We start from the raw sequence: 16,734 nt of genomic DNA on the forward strand, positions 1-16,734 counted from the left end.
GGCCCCTAGCTGGGCGATAGTCAGGGACCGCGGACTTTTCCGTTTCGCGCGCGGAAGGTAAGATTTGACTTAAGGAATCCGTTAAGGTTTGAGGAGAAAAGTTGAGGAGAAAAGCCTAATGGAGAAGAAGAACGAGAAAAGCAACACGCTCAGAGATATCAAAGAAATAGCGGGAGGACTATCAGTCGTTGCAGTCGCCATCGTTTTCGTTATTTTCATCGTCGCAAGACTTATGGGGATTGATACAGACAATCTTGACCTGGGCATATTTGGAGCGATTCTTGGCCTCCCAATAGTTGTTTGGGCGATTCTCCATTTCTTTCTCGATTATTTGGAATACTTCGTTCGAACATATTCCGGACTCATTATCGGTGGTGCATTCATTCTTCTCATCATCTCTGTGCTTGCGGATGTGCGTGTTGGCCGAGAGATAGCCCTTCCCATGTCCAGCATTTCCTTGCTTTTCCTAGCTGGTGTGATGCTAATTTTGAGATGGTATATTCGATCACGTGATGCAGTTACTGACAAAGTTCGCAATATTACTATCTGCCGGGCTAAAGATAAGACAGATTGCATTCAAATCAACAACTTTTCGTTTGATCGAATTGAAAACGTTGTAATCACCTATGTTGCTGAGCAACTACGCACAGGCACATATGCAAACACAAGTGCCGGAGAGATGATTAATGATAAAAACAAGCGAATCAAGATTAGGTTCCTTAACCGTGGTTCTTATCAAATGAAGGTTCCAGACAGCTGGTCTTCTTTGATTGAGACAATATGTTTGCAGGCTGGAAATGACGATAGATGTCGATTATATGAAGTGGCATTTCAGGCAGATGGAAAAAGCTGGATAAAACGCGGTGGTATTTCGGGGTCGGTTGTCACAGAAATCAACGAATCCCCCCTTCAGTATTATCCAGCGGCAAGTATTCCCGACGATTGGTCAGAAGCATTGTCAGTCGTCTGATATGTTCGAGCAATTACGAAACCCCTGTCCAGACGCTACGTCTGGGCAGGGGTTTCGTCTATTCGTCTACTTTCTCGTTATCCCCCCCCCTCGAGCGCGTACTGCGCCGCCGTGGCGACGCCGGCGACATAGCCGCGCAGCCACGCGGGGTCGAAAGCGTCGCGCTCCTCGCCGCTCGTGACGTGCGCCAGGTCCTCGAGCAGGTGCAGAACGTAGGTCCTCGCGTCCATGGTCTCACCTCCCCTCGGTCGCGCACGAGCGTAGCGCCCCGGGCGCGGCCGAGGTGAAACCATGGTTTACATCAGGCCGTCCTCGCCCGCCTCCGTGTAGAAGGCGTACTCCGGCTCGAAGGCCGGGTCACCGTAGGCGGCCTCGATCTCCTTGACGCTCATGCGGCTGACCTCGTCGGATGTGAACTGCCCGTTGTCGGCGAGTATCCACGCATGGGGCCACCAGCTCGGGTAGGCGGCCCAGACGTTCAGCCAGTCCTCCTCGGCGACGTACTCGCCCATGTCATTCAGGCGGTAGACGCCCTCGTACGGCTCGAACTCGTCGCGGACGCACGCCCTGAGCTCGTCGGTCACGTCGAGGACCCGGCTCATGGCCTCGGATCCGATTGCGTTGCCCATGGTCATCCCTCCTGACCTCGTGAGACGATTCTCTTGATGCGGTGCGCCGCCTGGAAGCAGGCCCGCGCCTGCATCTTCACCCCTCCTCGGCGATGAGCGCGGGCGCGAGGCGCGCCATGACCGCCATCTGGCCGAAGTTGCCGTAGCGCACGGCAGTGCCCACCTCGGCGAGGCCCAGGCGCTCGAGCTCGCGCAGGTACATGAGGTTGTCCGTGGGGACGAACGCCCAGTCGTCTCCGGGAAGCGCCTGCTCGGGCAGGTTGACTGTCAGGTCGCACCACAGGCCGTCGTCGAACTCGTCCTCGGGCTCGAGCTCGTAGAGCAGGACCGCAGGGCGGCCGTTGGCCTCGTAGCGGCCGAGCGCGGGCGTGAGCGCGGGGGCGCCCGGGACCCGGATCTGAATCGTGGTGAACGTGAGCATGGCTGGCTCCTCTCTCCGATTGCCGTCGAGGGGCCGTCCGTGGCCGCGCGGGCACGCGGGGCCCTCGTGGACGTTAAAGGGACGATTGGGAGCCGTTGAATGGACGCGGCGGCGGCGCGGGGCGGGCGCGTCCGCTCAATGGTCGTTTGCGAGGCGTTTGACGGGACGCTGAACGGATACGGGGCGCGCAGGGCGGGGGGTGTCCGATGATGGGCGCTTTGAGGGACGCTCGATGGCGCTTTGAGGAGCGGTGGACGATGAAGGGCCGTTTGCGGGGCGTTTGACGGGACGCGGCGGAAAATCGGCGGAGTAACAGCTGACTTACAGCGCTTTTAGTGCGAAAAAAATGCTGAAAAAGTCATGACATGCTGAATGGGAATATATTAGCCAGTGGTATAATTAAATCGCATAATAGCAGTTGATACGGGGTGAATATGACCAAGACGAACCACATCCCCACCATCGCCGTCGTGAACCAGAAGGGCGGCGTCGGCAAGAGCTTCATCGCCGACGAGCTCGCGTTCTGGTGCGACCGCAACGACGTCCCCTGCGAGCTCGTGGAGCTGGACCCGCAGGGCGGCATGTCCCACGCCTCGGACGACGTCGAGGGCGCCCGCGTGCGCATCATCGACACGCCGGGCGCGCTGCGCGCCGAGCTGCGCGACGTGCTCACCGAGGCCGACGCGGTCGTCGTGCCGGTGAGGCCGAGCGAGCGCGGCGTCACGGCCACCGAGCGCATGCTCGGGCTCGTCGAGGACGTCTGCGAGGGCGCTGCGGGCTTCCTCGTGGTCAACTGCTGGAACCGCTTCCGCACGGCGCGCTCGTTCAGGCGCCACGAGGACGAGTGGGACGCCCGGGGCTGGAACGTGTTCCACGTGCCGCAGGCCGAGCTGGTCGTCCAGGCCGAGGAGACGCGCAAGAGCGTCGTCGAGCTCAACCGGCGCGCTCGGGTGTCCGTGGCGGTCGACGAGCTGTGCGGGGTCGTCGTCGGGGAGGTGCTGGCATGACGGACGGAGTCAAGCGTTTCGGTAAGCGGAACCGCGACGAGCAGGAGACGGTCGCCGACGCGATACGCGACGGCGCGCCGATGCCGGAGCCGAGGGCCGAGCGCACCCGCTGGCAGATGTCGCTGACGGTCGACGAGCGCAGGTGGCTCGACCGCCGATCGCGCGAGCTCGGGCTCACGCGGTCGGGGTACGTGAAGCTGCTCATGCGCGAGGACCGCGCTCGAGTCGAGCAGGAGGCGGGACGTTCATGACGGACGACGGGCGCGGCTCGGTAGACAGGCAGCCATCTTTGGATTGGAGTGATTTACATGGGAATCGAGGTCATCGCAGACGGCGTCGTCCGCGACGAGAACCCACATTGGGTCTACTACATCGACGCCGCGCGCGTGGGCGAGCTCGACCCGAAGCGCTGCGGCAAGTGGATGTACATGACGGCCGACCTCGAGCGCGCCGACGAGCTGGTGCGCGAGGCCGTCGTCACGGGCGCGGTCATCGAGGCGAAGCGCAGCACGGCGAAGCACGTCGCCCTGTCGCGCGCCGGTACCGGCGTTTGCTGCTTCTACCTCAACGGAGACGACGCCGAGGCGCACCGCCGCGCGATCGGGTTCCTGCTGGGCCACGGACTCGTCAGGCGAACTAAGGCGGGGCGGCTCTATAACGTCTCGTTCAAGTTCGACGAGCAGACGAGGGCCGGCGAGTACGGCGACGACTTCCACGCGAAAACCTGTCTCGCGGACTTCGTCGACCTCGATACGGGCGAGTTTCTGGCATAGCGACGATCGAGGCGGACGCGGCGGGGCGACCGTTCCGGGAGACCGGGGCGGGCGCCCTTTTCCGTGGCGTCGCTGGGGCGGTCGCGGCGGCCCGTCTCCGGGGGCTGCGGCCGCCGCCCGCTGCGCGGGCGGGCCGCCGGTGAGGGATGACGCAAGGTGGTGCGGGTGAGGGCGGGGCTGCGAAGCGGCGTTCCGGGGAGACGTCTCCGAACGGCCCTTTCCGCACATCTGATTACACAAGTTACAAATCGCAGTGTAACCAACGTTTCCGCAGGTAAACAGCACTTTTACCCTAAAAGCGAACAAGTGTTCATGTAACTAACAAAACCGCAGGTAAACAGGCTAAAAAGTCCGAATATTACACAAGTTACACGTTTTCGAAGGTTTTAGACGTGCGCGAAAGCAAAAGACCGTTTGTTAACGTGGAAGGGAATAACGGCCGAAAACGTGTAACCCGTGTAATTATCCGAAAAAAACGCCCTTTGAGCTGCGGTTTTATTAGTTACACGGCTTTTTGGGTCTTTTTCCGGGAACATGCCCTCTGAACTGCGGAAACGTTGGTTACACGACCTTTTGTAATCCATGTAAGCGTGCACCGCCGCACCCCTCGCCGTCATCGGCCAGCCCCGCAGGGCCCGCCGGGAGGCCGCACGTCGCCACGCAGCGGTGACATATAAGTGCGCTTTACCCCCACCTGATATGCTACCTTTCTTATGTACTTTAGTCAAGTAAAGTGCTAGAATATAGGCAGGTAAACGGTATCGTCTGGTCGGAGTAGCCCATGTCGAAGATGACGTACGAGGAGTCCATCGAGAGCCTGGACGCGCGCATCGAGCAGCTCCGCGCGCAGCGCCGCGACGAGATCGCGAAACACGAACGGCGCGAGCGCTCTGCCCGTGCCTGCGCGTGCACGACGCTCGGAGAGCTCGTGCTCGCCTGGTTTGGGGACTGGCACGCGCTCGACCCTGACGAGCTCGTGCTGCTGCTCGCCGAGCTCAAGCCGCGCCGCGAGGGGCTCATGGTCGCCGGGCCCACCCCGGGGACGGAGGACGCTCTGCGCGCGTACCGCAGCCTGCGCCGCAACATCGCCGAGGCAGAGGCGCAGCTCGCCGACGAGGACGACCCCGCGGCGCTCCCCGTCGGCTCGGAGTGACCCGGATGCGCGCCCACGAGCGGCGGTGCGCGGCGACGCCGCCGGACGAGGACGCCGATCGCGCGGGGCGCCGCGAGCGACTGCTCCTGCTGAAGAGGCTCGAGGCCACTCGACGCGATGCGCATGAGAGCGGCGAGACCCGGGCCGGTGGCGAGACCGCGGGGGGGGCGCCGACGAATCGGTCTGCCCGAACGCCGCGGTCAGGCTCCACGAGAGCGAGTCTCGCAACGCGCGACATCTCGAGGTCTCCCGCATGTATCTCGAGCTCGCCGAGGACGAAGACGTTGCAGTCAAGCCTCGCTCAAGGGCTTGCTCGGGCCCGGAGCTATAAGAGCCCGCCCTCTAGTGATTGGGTGCTTCGCCGCAGCAGCCGCAGCGGCGAAGCACCCTCTCTCTTTTTTCAATTGAGTAATCCTCGGGGGATGGGAACATTGCTGCGCGCGCTGCGGCCGCGTGACGAAGCGGCGAGCCCCACCCTTGTCGCGCCCCGTTCACCCTGGCCCCCACCCTACTTAATGCGCGCACCGACCCCCAACTGGTGGGCAACGAAAAGGCCTGCGCCCTGACGTCTCGGGCAGGGCGCAGGCATGTCGCAAGTTTGCTTTTCAGAGTCGGTCTGCCACGTTCGTTTCGAAGCAGCCCTAGAAGCCGATGGAGTGATACGTGGTCCTCACGTTGTACTCGAGGTCGGGCGAACCGATCGCCTCAAAGTGCCTCCTCGCGCATCTGATCTTCGTGTCCTCCTTCTTGCTGACGCGGATGTCGTTGTTGCCGCCGCCCTTCGTCTCGGTGACGAAGTAGACGCGGTGCTCGCCATCTTTCTCAACGACGTAGGCCCAGTCGGGGTTATAGCCGCCCAAAGGCGTGTCAATCTTGAAGCGGGAGGGAAGCTTGGCGAAAACCTTGACCTCCTCTGCCTGGTCAAGCTCAACCGCAAAGGGCTTCTCCACACTCGACGAGTCGTAGACGACATAAGTGTAGAGGCTCTTGCCGTTCCGGGGCTCCCATGCGTTCTGTCCGAGGTATGCCTTCAGCTCGCCGGGTTCCAGGTCCTCCATCGTGTACCACTCGTCATCTGGCAGCTTGGTGTACTTGATTCCCTCGGCAACCGCCTCGTTCTTCGCCTTGTTGATCTTGGTCGCGACCTGTGCGAGGAACTGCGCCGGGTTGACGGAGAACTCATCGAAGCGCCCGCAGCCCTCGAGGATCCGCTTGATGGTTGCCCGGGTGAGCCCCACAGCGTCCTGCAGCTCGGCAATCGGGTCAGGGAGGTCGTAGACCCGCCGGCCCCCTATCTGGACGATTGAGGTTGCCGTCGCCTCGGCGCCCACGCCCGTGTCGTCGACGCTGATGTCGGCGCGCGTAGAGAGGACCTGAGGCGCCTCGACGCGGGGCATGCCCCGCACCGACTCGATGGCGTCGGAGACGAGCTTGTCGGAGTCCACGTCGACCTCGAAGCGCGTCCTCTTCCTGATGCGTTCCCAGAGCTCCTGGAAGGCGGGGTCCTCGCTGACGTCCTTGCGGAGCTCGACGGTGACCTCGTTGGACTTGTCCTTGATCTGAAGTTTCTGGGCCTTATGCACGATCAGCGCCTCGACCTGCTCCTTGGCGCCCTCGAGCTCGGCCGGCAGCTCGACCGTGCCGAGCTCGGCGGCGAGCTTGAGCTCGGGCGAGACGTTGCCCTTTTTGTCGATGAGACCCGCCTGCTGGAAGGAGTCGAATATCGCCTTGGACCCGGCGTAGCCGATGCGCTCCTCGGAACCGTCCCTCTCGATGGTGACGGCGGTGAAGGTCTCGGGCGTGATGATGCCGAATCTCACGCCGTCCTTCTCGAGTTCGTTCTGGAGCTGCCGCGCGAAGGTGTCGTAGCTCTCGTTGGCGACGACCGTGAGCACGTTGACGTCTTCGTCGTAGCATCTCTCGCCGTTCTGGTCGACGCAGAGCCTGAGGCCGCGCCCGACCTTCTGGCGCTTGGTCATGGTGTCCTTGGTCTCCACGAGGGTGCAGATCTGGAAGACGTTTGGGTTGTCCCATCCCTCCTTGAGCGCGGAGTGCGACCAGATGAACTGGACGCGCTTCTTCGCGCGCTCCTCCTCGGTGTCCATCGCAGCAGGGAAGGAGAGCAGCGTCTCCTTCTCCTCCATGATGAGGGAGAAGGTCTCGACGTCCGCCGCGGTGCTCGCCGAGGCGGTGGAGTTCTTGAACCGCTTCTTACCGTCCCGAGCGAAGTAGCCGGTGTGGACGGCCGCCGGGTCGTTGTCGAGGGGGACGCCAGCCTTCTCGTAGCGCGGTCGCCACTTCTCGACGGCGTCGGCGTACTCCTCCTCGAACATCTGCGCGTACTCGCCGCTGCGGACTGGGTCGTAGAGGCGGTACCGCTCGACCTTGTCGATGAAGAACAGCGACAGGACCTTGATGCCCCGTGGGTAGAGCTCGAGCTGCTTCTGGAGGTGGTCCTCGATGGTGCGGCGGATCTGGGCGCGCTTGATAGCCTCCTCGGCGACGTCGCCGACGGCCTGCCCGAGTTCGATGCGCTCTCCGTTGAGGAACTCGACGAACTGGTCGTCCTCGGCGGCGGAGATGTTGCTCACGATCCAGCCGGACTCGTAGTCGGGGTTCTCGTTGCTGGCGTCGTAGAGGCTGCGCCCGGGCTTCACGGTCACCGCCTTGCGCTTCTGACTTCCGTCCCTCTGCTTCACGTCGATGGTCAGGCGGGCGGAGAACGGATCCTTCTTGGTCGACTCGAGGCGCACGTAGGAGCCGTTGAGGTCCTCCTGCGTGAGGACCGAGTCGACGCAGATGCCCTTGACGAGCCCCTGCTGGAAGGCGTCCGTCGGGGTGAGCGTGTAGACCTTGTTGTACTCCTCCTTGTGCGTGGCGGAGTAGCGCAGCACGAACAGCGGGTTCAGGCTGCGGATTGCGGCCTTGGCCTTCGCGGTATTGTCGACACTTTGGGGCTCGTCGATGATGACGATCGGTCGGCACTCCGCGACGAGCTCGCGCGGGCTGCGCCCGCTGGGGAGATCCTCGCTCGGGCGGTGGAAGATGTTCCCTTCATCAGCGTCGCCATCGTTCTGGAAGCCCTTGTTGAAATTGCCGATGTTGATGATCATAACCTGAATCGTGCTCGAGGTTGCGAAGTTGCCAACTGGCCCCATGTTCTTGGAATCGTAGATGAACACGTCCATGGGCGCGTTGTCGTAGAGCGTCGCGAAGTGGCTCTTCGTACTCCGGAAGCTCTTGAGAACGCCCTCACGGATGGCAACGGAGGGCACAACGATGATGAACTTCGTGAGTCCGTAGCGACGGTTCAGCTCGAAGATGGTACGGGTGTACACGTACGTCTTGCCGGTGCCGGTCTCCATCTCGACGGTGAAGTCCCGCAGCCTGCCGTCGGTGAGGACGTCGGTGGGCGCGAGAGCGTTCTCTTCCTGGACGCCGTGGAGGTTCGCCTCGAGCTGCTGGGCGGACAGCCGCATGCCGTTGGAGTGGCCGACGGTGTCGAAGAGGCCTCGCTCGCCGGCCGCCTCCGCCAGGAACTCACCATTCATGAACTCCTGCCCGCGGAACAGGTCGCAGATGCTGCCCACGGCGTCGATCTGGTACTGCTGGTCAGCGGAGAATTTAAGCTCGAGTGTAGCCATGCTAAACCGTCCTCAGCTCGACTTCGCGTCCGGTGCGCTCCTCGACGCGCTTGAATATCTGGACGGCGTTCAGCTTGAGCGAATCGTCCAGGATGCTGTCGAGCATGAGTACACGGCGCGGCTCGATCTTCGCGATCGCCTCGAGCACGTCGATGGCGAGGCCGGGGGCCAGGCAGCACACGAGTTCGCCGTAGGCGACGGTGTAGCAGGGGTAGCCAGCCAGCTCCTCCTGCTCGACGGGAAGGGTGAGCTCGAGCCCCCACTTGAGCATCATCTCGTAGACGATATCCAGTTCCGATCGATCCGGTTTCATCACGTTAAGGGTGAGCTGCCCGGGCTTGGGCTTCTCGATTCCCGAGTAGTCGAGCCTAAATACCTTGAAACCCATGTCTGATTCGCTGGAGCCCGCGCACTCGGAGGCAATCTTGCTCGCCGCCTTGCGAAGGCGCTCCTCCCCAATCTCGCAGATGTTGTGAAAGCCGAGCTTCGATGCGTCCGATTTGGCGGGGCACGGCTGGGGGATCTGCACCATGATGAACCTGCGCTCGGCCCCCTTTTCCGCATTCAGCTTCATGACGGCATGCGCGGTGGTTGCCGACCCCGCGAAGAAGTCGAGCACGATGGCGTCAGGATCCGAAATGCTCACAATTCGCTCGATGAAGCTGAGCTGCTTGGGGTTGTCGAACGGAGTCTCGAACTCCTTGTTCAGCATGTTGACGTCGGGACGTTGGTCATCCGACATGATGGACTTTGGTCTCTGGGCCATGTTCTCGGAAAGATAACGCTTAACGGTGGGGAGGCTTCCGTCCGTGTGGAAGTGAATGCGACCCTCATCGATTAGTTTTTTCATTGTATCGGGCTTGTAGCGAAAGCCACCAGGAGGAACAGGGTCGTTTTTTTCGGTCAAGGGATTGAAAATGGGCTCTGGGTTTCCGTTTGGAACGCCGCCCATATCTCCCTTACGGTAAAGCCCGCGCTCGTCAAAGTACCAGTAGTTGACGAAGTCGGTGAAGCGGGGGTACTTCGTGAGGGTCTTGAGCTCCTCAGTGATCTCTTCCGCGGAGAGCCCCATCTTCTGGAGCTGCTTCACCTTGGCGACGTACTCGTCAACGTTGTTCTTCTCGACTGCCCACTTGTTGTCCGCGTGCTTCTCCTTCAGGACGTCAATGTTCTTGGCGTAGACGAGGCAGTACTCATGGCTGACGGACACGAAGAGACTCTGGTTCTTCGAACTGTTGGTGTTGCGAACGATGGTGGCGATGTAGTTCGCCTCCCCGAAGATCTCGTGGCATATTTCGATGGCGTTCTTATACTCATGGTCATCGATGCTAATAAAGATCGCACCGTCATTCGAAAGGAGCTCTCTAGCCAGCCTGAGGCGCGGATACATCAGGTTACACCAACGGGTGTGGTTCGCCCCACTGGTGTCGGGGTTCGATTGCTCCTGCAAGTTGGCAAGCTCTAGGTAGTGCCTGATTGGATCGCTGTAGGAGTCGGAGTAAACGAAGTCGCCTCCGGTGTTGTAAGGGGGATCAATGTATATCTGCTTTATTGAGCCGTGATACGAACGCTGGAGGAGTTTCAGGACCTCGAGGTTCTCTCCCTCGATGAAGAGGTTCCCCGTAGCCTCCCAGTTCGTGCTCAGCTCTGGGCATGGCCTAAGCGTCCCGGCGCTCGGTGTTTGGGAGAGCCGAATCGCATCGTGCTTGCCTTTCCAGGAGAACGCGTAGCGTTCGTCGCCGTCATCGACCTCGTCACCCAGCTCGAGCCTCAGCTTATTGAAGTCGATGCCTCCCTCAGTAAAGATCTCAGGGAACAGCTCGCGCATACGCTCGAGACGCTCGTCGATGACGTCAAGGGACACAAGGTTCATTTTCTCGATTTCAGCCATAGTTGCACTCCTATTATCACATTTGCGACTGAACTGCCTGAACGATATAGGGCATGGCAGCAATGAAGACGTCGGTACCCTTGTTCGCGAGCCAACCCAATATCTTCTGCAGCTTCCCTTCCCGCTTCCCTGCGTCTTTCGTCTGCAGGTCAGCCATCATGCCTTTCAACACGATCTTCTCGTCTTCGGCGAGACTGGAGTCGGGAAGGTTGTCGATCTGCTCGATGGCAACAGACATCTGGATGCTCGCACTCGAGGTTGACGAACTCTCGCTTGTGGCGCTGACGCTAAGGTTCGCACCTTGTGCCTCGGCTATCCTTATCTTTCTCAGCTCGTCATCACGAAAATGCTTGAGCTTCTCAATCCTGAGTTCAGTCTGCTCGTCGCTGGGGTCATCGTCCTGATATTTCCAACCGCAAAGCCCGCTAACATACGATTTGTAGTAGTTTGCATACACGTGGTCAACGCGCTCGTATAGTGCCTTTAGTTCATCGCCCTCTATGCCGGTATCCATCGCGTCCTCAAGAAGGCGGATATGCTCAGAGATGGTATCAAGGCCATAAGGGCCGTAGAGCTCCCTGTCCTTTTCCTCCCTGAGGACGCGGAGCTTTCCGACGAGCTTCCTAAGGTCATCGGGGCTGTGCATGTCGCGTCCGTCACCGATGATCCGGGCGCCCCTGTACGAGGAGAGGTGAGGGATCTCGCCATGGAACGCCGAGACGATCTCCCGGGCGATCCGGTCGACCTCGCGGGGGTCGCCCGTCGCAAGCGCGCTCCTAGCTTCGGAAAGGTAAGTATCGATAATGCTCAAGACGTAGCTCCCTTCGAGCAAATCTCGTTGATTTCTTCAAACAAACGCTCGGCCATTCCTTCGACCTCGTGCTGCTCCATGCGCAACTTTGCTGTCTCGTTGAGCGTGAGGTCTCGGCTGCGGCGCTGCTCGGCGATGGTGTTTCGCCTCGCCACAAGCTCGTCGCGCTCGGAGGAGAGCTCGAGCAGGCGCACCCGCTGCGCGGGTGCGCAGCTCGGGTAGAAGCCGAGCGAGCCCGTGAGGCGCCCCAAACGTAGGAGCCACGAGAGCTCCCGCACGCACTCGTAGAGGTCGCCCTGCGGCATCCGATTGAGCGCCAGGTCAGCGAGGAGCGACGCGTAGAGCGGGTCGGCCGGGTCGAACCCTCCCGTCGACGTGACGTCCTCCACCACGGTCGCGCCGCGCTCCGCCTGACTCATCCTTGTGACGGCGCAGCTCAGGCACACCTCGCCGCCGTTCTCGAGCAGCAACACCGTGGGGTTGGGGAAGCACGGATGGATGACGCGCGCCAGCTCGGCGTAGGCGGCGGAGCGGCCCGTGAGCTCGCAGCGCAGGAACACGACTGCCTGGATGTCGCGCTCCTCGTCGACGTGCGGCGGTATGCGCGTCGAGGACTTCTGGACGGTGGCCCAGTGCTCGATAAAGGAGACCTTGTCCAGCGCCTTCTGCTCGAGCCGAGTGAGGTGGGCGTTCTTCGTGAGCGTTGTCTTGGGGACGCGCCTGCCGGCGAGAGCGGCAGACGGCAGCCGGAATATGTCGTTCCACTCAACGCTCATCGCAGCACCACGAAGCTCACGAGCGAGTAGTCGTCGAACCCGGAGACCGCGCCGCCCCCGACCTCGCCCAGGCTGAACAGCGAGTCGACGCCCTTCTCCTCCTGCACGCCTGTGATCGAGGAGACCACGGTGTTGAGCAGGTCGGTGTATGCGCCCATGCGGAGGCCGTCCTTCGTCTCGCGGTTGAACGCGCGGCAGAGGTCGGCAATGGGCTCTGCGTGGCCGGCGCATGCCGCCCGCATGATGTCGAGCGCGGTCTTCGGCTGCGTGTGCTTGGTGACGCACGTGCCGTCGGCGGTGACGTAAGCCACGTAGTACGGGAAGGTAGGGTTGGCGTCCATGGGGTTTCGCGCGTCGTCGTTCTGCATGAGGCAGAAGATGACGCCGGGCTCAACCTCGCCGCGCAGCTCGTCGGGGATGGGCGCCACGGCGTGCACGCCCATGGGCGCGTTCTCCAGCAGGCCCGGGTGCTCCTTAGCGTAGCGCTGGAGCTCCACGCGGAAGTCGTCGAACTGCAGGTCGGTGATGGAGATGCCGCCCGAGATATCCTCGAGGTCGAGCACCTCCTCCTGCAGCTGCTTGAGCTGCTGGCGGCGGTACTTGAGGTCGTTCATCTCGCCCGAGGCCTTCGACTCGAGCACGTTCTCCTCGCCGGTGGCGGATGCGTCGAGAAGAGCCATGCGCCCCTTCACGCGCCCCTCGAGCTGGATGTACTCGTCGAGCGCGATGTCGGGCCAGAAGTTGACGAGCTGGATCTGGGTGTTGCGCGACCCCAGGCGGTCGATGCGGCCGAAGCGCTGGATGATGCGCACGGGGTTCCAGTGGATGTCGTAGTTCACCAGGCAGTCGCAGTCCTGCAGGTTCTGGCCCTCGGAGATGCAGTCCGTGGCGAGCACGACGTCGATCTCGCCCTGCGCGCGCTGCGCGTCGGGCAGCTCCTTGGAGACCGGCGAGAAGCGGGCGAGGATGTTCTCGAACGAGGTGCGCCTGAGCTTGAGCGAATAGGTGCGGTTGCGGTCGCCGCTCACCTCGGCGCACTCCATGCCGAGCTCGTCCTTGAGCCACGGGGCGAGCTGGTCGAAGAGGTAGGTCGTCGTGTCGGAGAACGCGCTGAACACGAGCACCTTGCGGTTGTCGGGGTTGTACGGGTGCGAGACCTTCTCGGCGATGAACTCCTTGAGCTTGGCGAGCTTGGCGTCGCGCTCGGGCGTCACGGCGTCGGCGTACTCGAGCAGCGCCCGCAGCACGGTCACGTCGAACTCGAGGTCGGGACGGAGCTTGAGCCGGTCGACGTCGCGAAGATCCACCTGCACCTTGGAGCCAGCCTCGAACTCCTCGGCGGCGTCGTCATCGTCGTCGAAGCCGCCGTCCCAGCCGGTCGTCCCGGCGGATGCCGCCCCTCCGCTGTCGAGCGCGTCGAGCTGGGCGAGCAGGCTCTCGCAGCCCTCGAGGATGCGGCGCAGCGTGATACGGAAGCTGTTCACCGAGGACTCCATGCGCTTGAGCACGTTCACCCGCATGAGGTTCGCCACGGCGGCGGTGCGGTGCACCTGGCTGTCGAAGTCCTTGCCCCAGGTGTCGCCGTAGCGGTCCTCGTACTTCTTCCGCAGGTTGTGCCTCACGTAGCCCAGCAGCTGGTACTGGGCGAAGGTGAGCTGCGCGATCATGTCGTTGAGCTCGGCAATGGGCGGCAGCTCGCCCAAAAGGTCGATCGGCGTCTGGAACGAAATCGGCGGCCGCCTCGTGGGGAAGGTGCCGCTCTCCGCTCCGTAGTACTTCGTGATGTGCTTGCGGCTGCGCGCGATGGTGAGCACGTCGAGCAGCTTGAAGTAGTCGGCGTTCACCGTCTCGGCGAAGCTCTCGGTGGTGCGCTCTTCGTCGGGCAGCTTGCTCCACTCGTTGAAGCGCTGCTGCGCGACGCGCGTCACCTGCGTGATGGAGGGGATGCCGTCGGTGTCGGCGAGGTAGGCGTCGTCGCCCTCGGTGATGAGCTCGATCTGGTTTCGCAGGTCGAGCAGCCTGTTGTTGACCGGCGTCGCCGAGAGCATGAGCACCTTGGTACGCCGCCCGCTCTTGATCACGTCCTCGATGAGGCGCGTGTAGCGGTCCTTCTTCTCGGCGTCCGTGCTCTTGTTGCGGAAGTTGTGGGATTCATCGATGACCAGCAGGTCGAAGTTGCCCCACCTCAGGTGCTCGAGGTCCACCTCGCCGCTCATGCCGGAATAGCGCGAGAGGTCGGTGTGGTTGAGCACCGTGTAGCTGAAGCGGTCGTCGGCGAGCGGGTTGCGGTCGTCGTTGTCGTTGGTCCACAGCGTCCAGTTTTCGCGCAGGCGCTTGGGGCACAGCACGAGGATGCGGTCGTTGCGCTCCTGGTAGTACTTGATGACTGCCAGAGCCTCGTAGGTCTTGCCCAGGCCAACTGAGTCGGCGATGATGCAGCCCTTGTACTTCTCGAGCTTGCGGATGGCGCCCACCACGGCGTCCTTCTGGAAGTCGTAGAGCTTGCTCCACACCACCGACTCCTCGAAGTTGAGGCCGGAGCGGATGCCGTTGTCCTCCTCGTCTTCCATGTAATCGCGGAAAAGGTGGTAGAGCGTCAGGAAGTAGATGAACTCGGGCGGGTTCTCGCGGTAGAGCGTCTCAACCTGCTCGGCGACGTGCTCGGTCACGCCCTCGACCATGTCGGGGTTATCCCAGACGAAATCGAAGATGGTCTTGAGCTGGGCGGTCTCGGACGCCCCCTCATAGTTGTTGACGAGCGTGATGGTGCCAGGACGGTGCTCGTAGCCGAGTCCCTCCTGGGTGAAGTTCGCCATCATCCCGTTAAAGCCCTGCATGCTCCCGTCGGGGTTCTCGACGACGTAGGTGCCGCCCGGCTGGATCATGCCCCTCTGCCGCGCCGACCGGAACGAGCCCTTGCCCCGGATCCACTCAGCGCACTCGCGAGCGATGGCCCGCTGGTCGAGGTTGTTTCTAAGCGTAAGCTCGAGGCCCACGCCACCCACGCCGCGCTCGCGACCGCGTCGTTCGAGCTCGAACTGGCGCGGGTCCTTCGCGCTCTCCATCGTCTTGATGAAGGTCGGCTCGCTGAACAGGAAGCGCACGCTGTCGATCTTCGACAGCTCGTCCTTGAGCTCCTTGTACGCGAAGACGGTGAAGTAGGCGCTGATGATGGAGAGCTTCGCACCCTCATCGATGGACGAGGCGAGCGCGTCTCCCAGTCTGTTGGCGCCGACGTTGTCGAGAAGTTTCATCAGCGACCACGCTCCACAAGACGCTCGATGAGGCACATCTTCACGTAGCTCGTGAACGACATGCCCGAGAGCTCGGCGGCCTCTTTCGCCGCGTCACGGAGGTTCTCCGGTATGCGCATGCTCACCGGAACGACGTCACCGCCAACGAGAAACGACTGGAGCTCCCCGGCCGCCGCGCCGCTGTCTAAAAGCTCGCTGTACTTCATAAAGGCTCCTGAGAATGCAATTTGCATTACAACTTGTTTTATTCTAGCAGCGGTGGAGACGTTGGAGGGTAGCAACGGTCTGACAGGCGTCCGGCGATTGATTGAACCTCTTCTCCGGTAATTCCATATGGGCCTAATGCCATATGTCGCAACCGAACGAGAAGCTCTCCGAACTTCCAAGGCAATAAAAACGCCCATCCCCTGGGCATCAATGCCGGGCCCAGGGGATGGGCGTCCACTGTTTTCCCTCCGCGCGAAGGATGACTACGCCTCCTCTCCTCGCTCCAGCTCAGGGGCTATCTGCGCAGCAATCGACACTCCGGCACGTAACCACGCAGCCAAGACGAATCAAACGCCTCGCGCTCCTCCGAGCTTGTGACATGCTCTAGATCCTCGAGAAGGCGAAGCACGTATTTCTTTGCGTCCATGTAAATCACCTCCCATCGCACCAGTGCCTCATTTTGTGCATATATCGGCAGTAGAGAGCGCGTGACAAGAAAAAGGGAGCGGCCCTTGCCCGGAAAACCCGGACAAGGGCCTCATCACGCCTAAAGGCCAATTTCCCAGGCCTCGGGCATGACATCGTGAATGTCGCCTTCGCTGCTCTCGATGCGATCGAGCATTGCGACGGCGCACTGGGCAATCTCGAGGCCTATGTAGCGCGCCTGCGCGTCGAGGGCGAGCGCGGCCCACTCGGGCCAGGTGCAGCCGTCGGGGTCCTCGCGGGAGGCGTCCCAGGACGCCGCGTAGTCGTCGAGCGACTCCTCGAACGTGAGCAGGTAGCGCCTGACCAGCGCGGATGCGAGGCCGGTGACGTCCTCGAACGGGGCGGCGCGCTCGATGGCGTAGCCGGCCGCGAGATGTCTGACCTCGTTGATCTCGGCGGGCGTCATCTCATCCCATCCTCTCCCGCGTCCGTGTAGTACGCGTACTCGGGCTCGAAGGCGGGGCTGTCGAAGAGCTGCTCGATCTGCTCCACGGTGAGCCGGCTGATCTGCTCGGATGTGAACTGCCCGTTGTCGGCGAGCATCCACGCCTTGGGCCACCAGCCTGGGTAGCGGGACCAGACCTCGTCCCAGTCGCCCTCGGAGACGTACTCGGCGAAGTCGTTGAGGCGGTAGACGCCCTCGTATGGTTCGAAGCTGGGCCTGATGCGGGCCTTGAGCTCGACGGTCACGTCGATGATTGTGTCCATGACC

Annotated in this window: 16 protein-coding genes; 5 read left to right on the forward strand and 11 right to left on the reverse strand. The window is 62.0% G+C overall.

Annotated features, from left to right (window positions below; all coding sequences use genetic code 11):
• The first annotated feature begins 118 nt into the window (after window positions 1-118).
• The gene (locus tag B5G20_RS10165; protein WP_143750244.1) at window positions 119-970 is read left to right on the forward strand and encodes a hypothetical protein; all 852 of its coding nucleotides are present in this window, start codon (window positions 119-121) and stop codon (window positions 968-970) included.
• 77 nt (window positions 971-1,047) lie between these two features.
• On the opposite strand, the gene B5G20_RS10370 is transcribed toward B5G20_RS10165, so the two are convergent.
• The 3 genes from B5G20_RS10370 to B5G20_RS07440 form a co-directional block, all read right to left on the reverse strand.
• Window positions 1,048-1,200: a hypothetical protein gene (locus B5G20_RS10370; protein WP_158094421.1), complete on the reverse strand. Its 153-nt coding sequence runs from the start codon at window positions 1,198-1,200 to the stop codon at window positions 1,048-1,050.
• Window positions 1,201-1,266: 66 nt separating this feature from the next.
• Window positions 1,267-1,599: a hypothetical protein gene (locus B5G20_RS07435; protein WP_239286921.1), complete on the reverse strand. Its 333-nt coding sequence runs from the start codon at window positions 1,597-1,599 to the stop codon at window positions 1,267-1,269.
• A gap of 76 nt (window positions 1,600-1,675) precedes the next feature.
• Complete coding sequence (locus tag B5G20_RS07440) at window positions 1,676-2,020, reverse strand: hypothetical protein (protein ID WP_087356275.1); 345 nt, start codon at window positions 2,018-2,020, stop codon at window positions 1,676-1,678.
• 434 nt (window positions 2,021-2,454) lie between these two features.
• On the opposite strand from B5G20_RS07440, the gene B5G20_RS07445 reads away from it, so the two are divergent.
• The 4 genes from B5G20_RS07445 to B5G20_RS07460 all read left to right on the forward strand — a co-directional run bounded on the left by B5G20_RS07445 (window position 2,455) and on the right by B5G20_RS07460 (window position 4,953).
• Window positions 2,455-3,027 (forward strand): ParA family protein, encoded by a 573-nt coding sequence (locus tag B5G20_RS07445; RefSeq protein ID WP_087356276.1) that lies wholly within the window; start codon window positions 2,455-2,457, stop codon window positions 3,025-3,027.
• Complete coding sequence (locus tag B5G20_RS07450; protein ID WP_087356277.1) at window positions 3,024-3,278, forward strand: hypothetical protein; 255 nt, start codon at window positions 3,024-3,026, stop codon at window positions 3,276-3,278. The genes B5G20_RS07445 and B5G20_RS07450 overlap by 4 nt, the downstream gene beginning before the upstream one ends.
• Before the next feature lie 48 nt (window positions 3,279-3,326).
• Complete coding sequence (locus tag B5G20_RS07455) at window positions 3,327-3,800, forward strand: hypothetical protein (protein ID WP_143750245.1); 474 nt, start codon at window positions 3,327-3,329, stop codon at window positions 3,798-3,800.
• A 781-nt stretch (window positions 3,801-4,581) separates the two neighbouring features.
• Window positions 4,582-4,953: a hypothetical protein gene (locus B5G20_RS07460; RefSeq protein WP_087356279.1), complete on the forward strand. Its 372-nt coding sequence runs from the start codon at window positions 4,582-4,584 to the stop codon at window positions 4,951-4,953.
• Window positions 4,954-5,594: 641 nt separating this feature from the next.
• On the opposite strand, the gene B5G20_RS07465 is transcribed toward B5G20_RS07460, so the two are convergent.
• From B5G20_RS07465 to B5G20_RS07500, 8 genes are all read right to left on the reverse strand, one after another.
• Complete coding sequence (locus B5G20_RS07465; RefSeq protein WP_087356280.1) at window positions 5,595-8,597, reverse strand: DEAD/DEAH box helicase family protein; 3,003 nt, start codon at window positions 8,595-8,597, stop codon at window positions 5,595-5,597.
• Window position 8,598: 1 nt separating this feature from the next.
• Entirely contained in the window at window positions 8,599-10,488 is a 1,890-nt protein-coding gene (locus tag B5G20_RS07470; RefSeq protein WP_087356281.1) for a site-specific DNA-methyltransferase, read from the reverse strand.
• 16 nt (window positions 10,489-10,504) lie between these two features.
• On the reverse strand, window positions 10,505-11,299 hold the full coding sequence (locus B5G20_RS07475) for a hypothetical protein (RefSeq protein ID WP_087356282.1): 795 nt from the start codon (window positions 11,297-11,299) through the stop codon (window positions 10,505-10,507).
• Window positions 11,296-12,075, reverse strand: coding sequence for a DUF4391 domain-containing protein (locus B5G20_RS07480; protein WP_087356283.1), 780 nt, complete (start codon window positions 12,073-12,075; stop codon window positions 11,296-11,298). The genes B5G20_RS07475 and B5G20_RS07480 overlap by 4 nt, the downstream gene beginning before the upstream one ends.
• Window positions 12,072-15,329, reverse strand: a complete 3,258-nt coding sequence (locus B5G20_RS07485; protein ID WP_087356284.1) for a helicase-related protein — start codon at window positions 15,327-15,329, stop codon at window positions 12,072-12,074. The genes B5G20_RS07480 and B5G20_RS07485 overlap by 4 nt, the downstream gene beginning before the upstream one ends.
• Window positions 15,329-15,535, reverse strand: coding sequence for a hypothetical protein (locus tag B5G20_RS07490; protein WP_087356285.1), 207 nt, complete (start codon window positions 15,533-15,535; stop codon window positions 15,329-15,331). The genes B5G20_RS07485 and B5G20_RS07490 overlap by 1 nt, the downstream gene beginning before the upstream one ends.
• 548 nt (window positions 15,536-16,083) lie before the next feature.
• Window positions 16,084-16,428: a hypothetical protein gene (locus B5G20_RS07495; RefSeq protein ID WP_087356286.1), complete on the reverse strand. Its 345-nt coding sequence runs from the start codon at window positions 16,426-16,428 to the stop codon at window positions 16,084-16,086.
• Window positions 16,425-16,730, reverse strand: coding sequence for a hypothetical protein (locus B5G20_RS07500; protein ID WP_204207712.1), 306 nt, complete (start codon window positions 16,728-16,730; stop codon window positions 16,425-16,427). Before B5G20_RS07500 ends, B5G20_RS07495 begins: the two co-directional genes overlap by 4 nt.
• Window positions 16,731-16,734: the final 4 nt, after the last annotated feature.

It is taken from the genome of Collinsella sp. An7 (assembly GCF_002159335.1).
GTDB lineage: Bacteria > Actinomycetota > Coriobacteriia > Coriobacteriales > Coriobacteriaceae > Coprousia.